Source organism: Microbulbifer sediminum, assembly GCF_021729035.1.
Classification (GTDB): Bacteria; Pseudomonadota; Gammaproteobacteria; order Pseudomonadales; family Cellvibrionaceae; genus Microbulbifer; species Microbulbifer sediminum.
This window is the reverse complement of sequence record NZ_JAJSAP010000011.1, coordinates 1-1,318: the sequence shown is the minus strand read 5'-3', so window position 1 is coordinate 1,318 and position 1,318 is coordinate 1. Positions and strand designations below refer to the sequence as shown.

Below are 1,318 nucleotides of genomic sequence, written 5' to 3'. Positions count from 1 at the left end.
AGGATGGGCCCTTTTATATAGCGCACTTGCAGAGATGAAGGTGAGAACCCCCAGATTGGATCAACCCGCTCCAGCGATTTGAGACCGCGCAACGCGCGCCCGCAGGGGCGAAACACGCCAAAGCGTGTTTCGAGTCCATCCTCCCCTCACCGAGACCTCATCCCCACCAAAGCCCGCCACAAGGATGCCGCTTTTCTTGTATGGCAGGAATACCCCGACCTTGCGGGTCCCACTGGTGGCGGTAAGAGCCCCAGATTCATTCCAGCAGTACCAGAGCGTTGAAACCAGACAACACGGGCCCGTATCGGGGCGCCATACTTACGGCGTCATCAGGGGCCTCACTCCCCTTTCAGCAATCACTTCACGCCCTCAACGTCCCTTGCACAACCATACCGAGAAGGAACCCATCGCGAATACAGCCCTCAAACTTGCTTGAGGAAGTACGCCCTTAGCTCTCATGACAGGGAACGTTGTGGTAAGCAATCCATATCAGCACTTCTACAATTCTGGGTTCCTCCACGACCGGCGTCTCCTCGTCTCATTGACGCTCGCCCTCTGTCTCCATGTCCTGTTCATTGCCATCCCCCTGCAGCAACAACAGCGACAGCTGGCAAAGGACAAGAGCCTCCATGTAGCCTTGACCCGATCTCCAGCCACAGGCTCAAAAGAGACTACTCAGCGGGAGACAGGAACAGAGCAGGACAGGAAGACAACACCCACCACAGCAGTGACTGCGCCGGACGGGAACACCAGAAAGCCCACTATCCCGGAAGCCCCCACCGATAGTCCGGAACCGCGGTCAGAAACACCACCTGCTCCAGCCAGGAAAGGCACGGCAACCCAGAAGCCGGTATCAAGAGCGGTCAGCGAACCTGTGACAGAGGCGCCGTCCAAACAACCCCCAACCGCCAACAACCACCAGGGCGCCAAGACCAGATCTACAATTTTTGACCCACGCCTGCTCCGCCAGCTGGAACAGGAACGGAACAAGGTACAGAAATTCAAGAAGCTGGAAGCCGAGTTTATGACGGCAACTGGTACATTTATCCAGAATGGCGACTACTGCGCAGAGATCAGGAAGGTATTGGTCGGCGATGCCGATAGCAATCTCTATCAGCCATTTACAATAAAATGTACAAAATGGAGACGGCCCCAGGAGGATATAGACCGGCAGGCAGAGAAGTACGGGATTCCCTAGAGGCCGGCTATTATGCAGAGGCAACCGAGCCTTTGAGTCGCCGTCCATGGCGGCGGCAACTGTTTGTTGGACCAGGCCCAAATCACCATGAGCTTTCTGCGAAGCAGAAACAGGTCATCG

Annotated in this window: 1 protein-coding gene; it reads left to right on the top strand. The window is 56.1% G+C overall.

What is annotated here, in order from left to right; all coding sequences use genetic code 11:
• Positions 1-472 precede the first annotated feature (472 nt).
• A complete protein-coding gene (locus LVD11_RS15715; RefSeq protein ID WP_237060535.1) occupies positions 473-1,198 on the top strand; it encodes a hypothetical protein in 726 nt (241 codons plus the stop codon).
• Positions 1,199-1,318: the final 120 nt, after the last annotated feature.